This is a genomic window from Pseudomonas sp. P5_A2_2, assembly GCF_054177685.1.
Window position 1 is genome coordinate 1 of sequence record NZ_JBGCUL010000295.1, and the last position, 5,068, is coordinate 5,068.

At 58.6% G+C, this 5,068-nt stretch carries 4 protein-coding genes; 2 read left to right on the forward strand and 2 right to left on the reverse strand.

What is annotated here, in order from left to right; genetic code table 11:
• Window positions 1-50 precede the first annotated feature (50 nt).
• Window positions 51-1,997 (reverse strand): cyclic di-GMP receptor LapD, encoded by a 1,947-nt coding sequence (gene lapD, locus ACXRVY_RS16710; RefSeq protein WP_458237795.1) that lies wholly within the window; start codon window positions 1,995-1,997, stop codon window positions 51-53.
• Window positions 1,998-2,011: 14 nt separating this feature from the next.
• A complete protein-coding gene (lapG, locus tag ACXRVY_RS16715; protein ID WP_223463872.1) occupies window positions 2,012-2,704 on the reverse strand; it encodes a cysteine protease LapG in 693 nt (230 codons plus the stop codon).
• 196 nt (window positions 2,705-2,900) lie between these two features.
• On the opposite strand from lapG, the gene ACXRVY_RS16720 reads away from it, so the two are divergent.
• Together ACXRVY_RS16720 and ACXRVY_RS16725 are read left to right on the forward strand one after the other, a co-directional pair.
• A complete protein-coding gene (locus ACXRVY_RS16720; RefSeq protein WP_223463871.1) occupies window positions 2,901-3,611 on the forward strand; it encodes a GntR family transcriptional regulator in 711 nt (236 codons plus the stop codon).
• 731 nt (window positions 3,612-4,342) lie between these two features.
• The coding region (locus ACXRVY_RS16725; RefSeq protein WP_458237796.1) for a DUF3050 domain-containing protein at window positions 4,343-5,068 on the forward strand (726 nt) is incomplete at its 3' end.

Genomic DNA, 5,068 nt, shown 5'->3' on the forward strand with positions numbered 1-5,068 from the left:
CGCGGGTAATCCCGCGATGACGGCATCACTGACAACCCGGCACTAAAGAGTTAGTTCCAGGGCTTGGGCTCGCCGAACAACTGGCCCTGCACACCGTACAGCCCCATCTCGCGAATCACCGACAACTCGCCTTGCGTCTCGACCCGCTCGGCAATCAGCGGCAAATCAATGCTGTGCGCCGCTCGCTGGATCGCCTCAATGAACAGGCGCTTGTCACTCTCCAGATCAATCGACCGGATGTAGCTGCCATCGATCTTCAGGTACGCCAGCCCCAGCCGTGCCAGGTTGCCGATCATGCTGAAGCGTCCGCCAAAGCGTTGCAGGCTCAGGGAGAAGCCGAGTTCGCGCAGGCGCCGGGTCAACTGTTCCAGCACCGCCTGGTCAGGCAGTTGCTCTTCGCCGATCTCCAGGGTCAGGCGCGGGCCCAGGTTGGAGTGTGCACGCAGTATTTCGAAGATTTTGTTTTGCGCCYGCGGGTCGCCCAGGGTCGCCGACGACAGATTCAGCGCCAGCGACTCCTCATGCCCGCTCATTTGTTCCAGCACCCGCTCGAGCATCAGCCGATCCAGACGCGCAGTCCAGCCGAAGCGCTCCAGCCAAGGCAGAAAACGCCCGGCGGGGATGGTCTGGCCGTGTTCGTCGAGCAGTCGCGACAGTACTTTGTAGTGCAGCACCAGTTGCGTGTCCTGGGCGGCGACTACCGGTTGGAAATACAGCTCGAAACGTCGCTGTGTCAGCGCCTGGTCGAGCATCAGATGCCAGGCGTGGTGATCGTCGCCGACACTGGCCGAGAGGCTGTGCTCGATACAGGCCCAGTTCTGCTCGCCCTGGCCTTCGGCCTGCGCCAGCGCCTGATCGCCGAGGCTGAGCACGGCTTGCGGCGAGTCGCCGTAAGCAAAGGGCGCCAGGCCGATAGACGCCACAGCAGCCACATCGGTGGYGCCGGTAGCGTGCAAACTGGCCAAGGCACTGTCGAGGTTCTGTGCCAGTTGCAGCGCCTCTTCACGCACCAGTCCCGGCGCCAGCACGGCAAATTCGCCACCGCGGATACGGGTCACCAGGTTCTGGGTTTCCGGATATTTGGCGCACTCGCGAGACAGTTGCTCACCGACGGCCTTGAGCACTTCATCGGTGCGCTGGCCGCCGAGGCGCTGGTTGAGACCGGCCAGATCCTTGACCCGCAACAGCAGCAGGTAACCCGAACTGGCCTGCTCCGGGTTGCTCACCCGCGCATACAGTTGCATCTCGAAATAACGTCGGTTGGCCAACCCGGTCAATGAGTCCTGATAGGACTCGACCCGTAGTTTTTCACTGCGCTCGGCCTGCTCCTGGAACAGCGCCTTGAGCTTCTCGACCATCTGGTTCATGGCCTGCACGACCCGGCGAAGTTCGGGGGTGCGCGGCAGTTCCGGCAGGCTGAGGAATTCCCGCCGGGCGATGGCGTAGGATTGTTGGACCATGTAATCCAGCGGCCTCAATTGCTGACGCAGCAACAGCGCGCCGAGTACCGCACTGACCGCGCCACATAACAGCAACCAGCCCAGGCTGCCCAAAGCGCTTTGCCACAACTTGGCCAGCGCGAACATCGGGTGGCTGACCACCTCGACCCGGGCAGCCTGCTCCCAGCCGCGGCTGACGATCGCATCACCACCGGCGGGTTCCAGGCCGATCAGTTTGACGAACCAGTCCGGAACATTGTTCACCGCCGGGATACCCGTGCGCTCAACCAGGGTCTGGTCGGTCTTAAGATCGACCACGCGGATGCTCGCGTAGTAACCACTGTCGAAAATCGAGCTGACCAGCAACTCGACCATCGCCGGGTCGTCGATATTCGGTGTCAGGGAAAGTGCCAGCGCCGTCGCGGCGTCCTGGGCATGAGAGCGCAACTGGTTGACGTACTGAGTCCGCGAGCTCTCCAGACTGACCATGAAACTGCCGGTGAAGGCGACCACCAGGAACAGACAGATAGCAATCAACAGCTGTTTGAACAAAGACATCTGAGCGTGTGCTCCTAGTTAGTCGTCTCGACCGGGAATCCTTCGGCCTGCATTTTTTTCAGCACATCCTGCCAACGCGAAAGGCGTTTGGTATCGCCGACCTTTTTATTGCCCTTGGCGCCCGGCAGCCACAACCCTTCCGCATTGAAAGAGTAGACCGGCAGCAAATCCTTTCGCTGGCTGGCCGGCTTGATTGCATCAATCAGGCTGTCGAGCACCAGGGGCTCGGCTTCCGGACTCGAGTAGTAGGTCAACACCATGTGCGCGCGATTCTGGGTCAGTGCCTTGACATAGGTAATACGCAGCTTTTCACTGGCTACACCGAGGTGACGCAGGCTGAAGTACTTGGCAATAGCGTAGTCTTCACAGTCTCCGGCACCTTTCCAGAGGGCTTCGATCGGGGTTTCCCAGTAATCGACTTCGTGCCACAGGTCGATGTCTTCGACGTATCGCAGTTGTTTATTGAAGAAGCGGTTGACCACATTGAGTTGTTCCAGCTCGCCGAGCTGCTTCTGGCTGGCCAGCAAGTATTGCCAATCATCGATGCGCTGCTGACCTTCTCCCAAAGGTCCGTACAATGCCTGCGCCCGCCGGCTGATCAGGGAAAAATCCCAATCGGCGCTCAAGCTGCCCAGCATCACGCCAGCCAGCAGCAATGCGCTGCACAGCCAGCGTAAAATCCGCGGGATCGTTAAACTTGCCGCCAATGCGAGGCATCCTGGATAGGCAGGAGGGAGTCGTTTGAATGGTGAAGGTTAGACCGGAAAAAGACAATGGCACAGTGCAATCACTGGCCGCGCGCTAAACTGCAGGAAAGGCACTCGTGAGCTTGTTTGACAAGCTGTCAGTCAGTTACTAGTGTCATTTGGATCCAAAAATATTCCATCAATCAGGGTGCGTTTAGTGACACAAAAGCCCAACCCTCTCAGCAGTATCAAGGTCAACGGGCCAATTCCCGCACATCTGGCACGCTCGGTGATCGAAGAAACCCTGCGCGCGGCCATACTCGACGGGCGCATTCCTTGCGGTGCGGCCCTGCGCCAGCAAGACCTCGCCGACCTGTTTGGCGTCAGCCGCATGCCAGTACGCGAGGCCTTGCGCCAGCTCGAAGCGCAATCGTTGCTCAACGTGATTGCCCACAAGGGCGCCGTGGTCGCGCCACTGGTCCAGGGCGACGCCGTGGAAACCTACGCGCTGCGCATCCTGCTGGAATCCGAAGCCCTGCGTCTCTCGGTGCCACTGCTCCAGGACGGAGATCTCGAACAGGCTGCCCGTTACATCGACGAACTCGAAACGCAAAGCGACTACACCGAAATCGGACGGCTCAATCGCCTGTTCCACATGGCACTTTACAGCCGGGCGCCCAATCGCCGGCTGTTGAAACTGGTCGAAGACGGCCTGATCGAAGAAGAGCGGTTCCTGCGTTTCAACCTGGAAGCCATGGGCCTGGGCAAATTGTCCCAGGACGACCACCGGGCACTGTTGCGGGCCGCCGAAGACCGGGACGTCGAACGCTCGGTGGAACTGCTCGAACATCACCTGAGCCGAGGGGTCGAGGTCATTACGCGCTACCTCGACAGCCCTGAAGTACAGACCAAAAACACGTCGAAGTAACCTGCAGCGGCAAGTCCGGGGAGGCACACCGAAAGGTTCGCCTCGCTTGCCGCACATTCCTGCGAATGTGCACCGCGAATAATTTGATTACAAACCCCCTGCGCTCATACCACACCACCCTCGCGACGCCATACCGCAACTCAACGCCTTGCCACCTTCAAACCTGACCATCGCAACGATTGCGTGATGCCTCAGTAATGGCGGCCGCCTTGATTTGCGCCCACTCTGGGTAACCAAGACACAATAAAACGGGGGACTCGCCGAGCGAATGGCGTAAGCCCCCGCCCCAAGAAGCGAAGGAAGGAGCCTCATTACGGGAACGGAAGGATCGGCATCACTCGCGACCTGCTTCCACCCCCTCAGACACCCTCAACGACGCCCGATAAAAAGTTACTTCGAGTGAGGCATTCACTCTTTATTCAATTCTGACTTATATAGGCCGGAAGGAGTAACTACGCCCAAATAAAACCAATATAAAAAGTTTTATTGGAACTTATCACCCTTCAAAAAGTTAAATATTAAAATAATATCGAAACAACTTGATCGACACTTTATATGTGTATTAGTTTTTCTTCGCTGCCAGCCACAAGCGGCAGCGACGCCTTGTTTATTCGGCATCTACAGCACTGAAAAAGATCAATTCGATTGAGGTACCCGCTCGCCGGGAGAAAACTTCAAGCGAACTTCGGTGCTTGATTACTTCTCACCTCAACTCACTTACAGGCTCATCCATGAAACCAACTAAAGAACGTCTTACTCAAAAAAAAACCGAACTTAGCGAACATCCGATTTTCTCTGAAATACATTCGCTTGCGGTCCTGCGACGCTTCATGGAAACCCACGTGTTTGCCGTATGGGACTTCATGTCGCTGACCAAGCGCCTGCAACAGGAGCTGACTTGCGTGCAACTGCCCTGGTTGCCGCCACAGGATCCCCAGGCAGCGCGGTTGATCAACGAGATCGTGCTGGGTGAGGAGTCGGATGACCGCCCGGCCCAAGGTCATTACAGCCACTTCGAGTTGTACCTGGATGCAATGCGCGAAGTCGGCGCCTGCACCGTTGCCATCGAACGCTTCGTGACCCTGCAGCAAGAAGGCGTGAGCTACGACGTGGCCTTGCAGAGCGTCAACGTCGATCCGGCGGCCGCAAATTTCGTTCGCCATACGCTACACACCGCACTGCATGCGCCGGGTCACAGTGTGGCGGCGGCGTTTCTGCACGGCCGCGAGAGCGTTATCCCGCGGATGTTCCAGCGCATCCTCGACGATTGGGGCATCGGCATCGAGCAGGCGCCGACCTTCCGTTACTACCTCGAGCGACACATTGAAGTCGACTCCGAGGACCACGGCCCGGCAGCGGAAAAGCTCCTGTCGCGGCTGGTCGATAGCGACCCGCAACGGCAGGAAGACGTGTACGCCAGCGCCATCGCTGCCGTGGAAAGCCGTATCGCCCTGTGG